General features: G+C 62.7%; 3 protein-coding genes. All 3 read right to left on the minus strand.

Translation table 11 applies throughout. The features are described from left to right. Positions 1 to 851 precede the first annotated feature (851 nt). The gene (locus ACYVBJ_RS20390; protein ID WP_460984158.1) at positions 852 to 1019 is read right to left on the minus strand and encodes a hypothetical protein; all 168 of its coding nucleotides are present in this window, start codon (positions 1017 to 1019) and stop codon (positions 852 to 854) included. Between the two features lie 71 nt (positions 1020 to 1090). Continuing rightward, positions 1091 to 1360 (minus strand): hypothetical protein, encoded by a 270-nt coding sequence (locus ACYVBJ_RS20395; RefSeq protein ID WP_460984159.1) that lies wholly within the window; start codon positions 1358 to 1360, stop codon positions 1091 to 1093. Positions 1361 to 1462: 102 nt separating this feature from the next. After that, complete coding sequence (locus tag ACYVBJ_RS20400; RefSeq protein WP_460984160.1) at positions 1463 to 1996, minus strand: hypothetical protein; 534 nt, start codon at positions 1994 to 1996, stop codon at positions 1463 to 1465. Positions 1997 to 2295 lie beyond the last annotated feature (299 nt).

The following is a 2295-nucleotide window of genomic DNA, read 5'->3' on the forward strand; positions in this document are numbered from 1 at the left end:
GCTCATGCTCCTGGATGGAGTAGAGGAACCGGGTGTTTCGACGGGTGGCGGATTCACTCCACCCGGAGACGTCTCCGCGCGGAGCCCGCTGATGGTCGTTTTTCAGCGGAGGGACTCCACACGCCATCCCATGGCGATATACTGAGATCACTGGCACAGGGCGCTTTCCTGTTGTCGGTCATGACCCCGGGGTGTTGGCGCACCGTCGGGGTTTTTCTTTGCCTGACGATACGCCCTGGCGCACCTCGGGTAAAGGCGAACGGGCAGATATGTAACTACTAATCAAGGCGGGCACTCCGGAGCGGCTTTCCGAAGCACTTCCGACGGGCCTGGCGAAGCCCTCGGCGGGTTAGCAGTTCTTAGCAAAAGACGGCCGTACGGCCTGGAGTCGGCCGGCCTGGAACAGGCTGCTAGGGATGGTGTGGCGGGTGTATCCCACTCGGAGAGTGCGATACACCTCGACACACCGCCAAAGAGCGTGATCAAGGCGCGACTAGACCCCGAGGGGCGATAGGTTCGAGTTTCGCGGAATAAGCGCTAGCGCGTCGAAGGGTCCGCCGGGGCCGCGGAAGATGCCTCTAGATGGGGCCGCTTCGCGGGTACCGGCGCTGACAAATCGAAGGGGACACAACGTCCCTCTGCAGGCGCCTATTGGCCCGATGGGCCAGGTCGAGGTTGTGCGGAGTAGTGGGGGCACAACCTGACAGTGAGGGCTAAAGCCTGGCTGCAGCTCACGTGCAGCACTGCCACTCATGGGCAGGAATCCAGCATACCAGGGCAGGGTGGTTAGAGGGCTCCGTCCAGGCACAAAAAAGCCCCAGCGATACCGGGGCTTGAGTGTTTCGAAAGAACTACCGGCTACCGGCTACGCCCTGGAAGAACTCGGCCAATTCGAGAGCACACGATCGGGCATCACGCTCGACCCCCTCAATCCCCAGAAGGGGCCTCTGACAGGGCTGACAGAAGCCCGTGCGGAGCAGGAAAACGGGCTCTCCCCAGGGGATACGGTGGACTTCCATCGGGCGGCCGCATTGGGTGCATGGCTCGGTGGTGTTCAGCTCTTCCAGGAGCAGATCGGTATCGGACATGACTACAGGCCTCCACGGGCCTCATGGTTGCTTGATTGGTTGCGGGGCTGGGAGAGGGCAGCAACACCGTTCAGGAGCTCTTCCAGGTCGTCTTGCAGGGGTTCGAATACCAAGTTCAGGCCCCGGGCGAGGTGTTCGGCGTTTCCCTGGCCATTCGCAGCCAGAGAAGCCAAAGCGGCCTCTACCAGGGCGTGATAGGCCTCGATTTGCCCCTGGATCGAAAGCAGGTTGTCGGTCCAGCTGAGGGGAATAGTACGATTTGCAGTAGCCATTGCTGATCTCCATTGGATCTACGGTGGTCAGCCGGTCGGCAGGGGGTCGGATCCCTGAAGACCGGCGCTTTCCCGCCACGTCGGCGGAAATGTGGTTATCGACTAGCAGGTCACGCTGTATCCCCTGTTTGCGAGGTTGGCCAGCATGGCCTCCTGGACATGTTCTGGAATCCACTCGGTAAGTCCGCGAACCCGCGATCTGGGCTCTTCGTTGCAGCGGAGCAGCCGCTTGGCCTGACGCACGCGGAGGGCTTCACCGGCGGCCCTTGCGTCGGCGAGTCGCCACGAGCGGACAAGACGCCTCCACGCGAAGTAACCCCCATCACCCTGGCTGCCTTGCAGCTCAATCCTGATGGCCTCACGCACCGGCCAGTCACCGGTATGGCCCCACATCCGGCCCGTCTTGGTCTTCCACTCAGGTGGCAAATTCTCGCTGCTGCGCTGGTAATGCCGGAGGCCCCTCGCGGCGTGCTTGGAGAGGTACTGGAACCACCCGACGGGGCCGTCTATCGGACGCGCATGCTGACCACGCAGGGCGGCACCATACGGCTCGGCAATGTCCACCCATGCCTGCTGGGCAATCAGGGCGAGCCGGGAGGGTCCGTGGGTGGCTACGACGTCATCGGAGAACCACATAGCGCCGTGGAGGTGCGGCACACCTCTACGCTGCCATTCGGTCACCCAATGAAGCCGGACCAAACCCAGGCGCTCCATGCGTTTGAGCCAGGCACGGCGAAGCTTTCCCCAAACCTCGGCAGAGGGGGGACATTCACGGAGGGTTAGGGTGACGGCAATGCCGTACCCGGTAAGCTCATGCTCCTGGATGGAGTAGAGGAACCGGGTGTTTCGACGGGTGGCGGATTCACTCCACCCGGAGACGTCTCCGCGCGGAGCCCGCTGATGGTCGTTTTTCAGCGGAGGGACTCCACACGCCA

This window comes from Spirosoma fluminis, assembly GCF_054778895.1.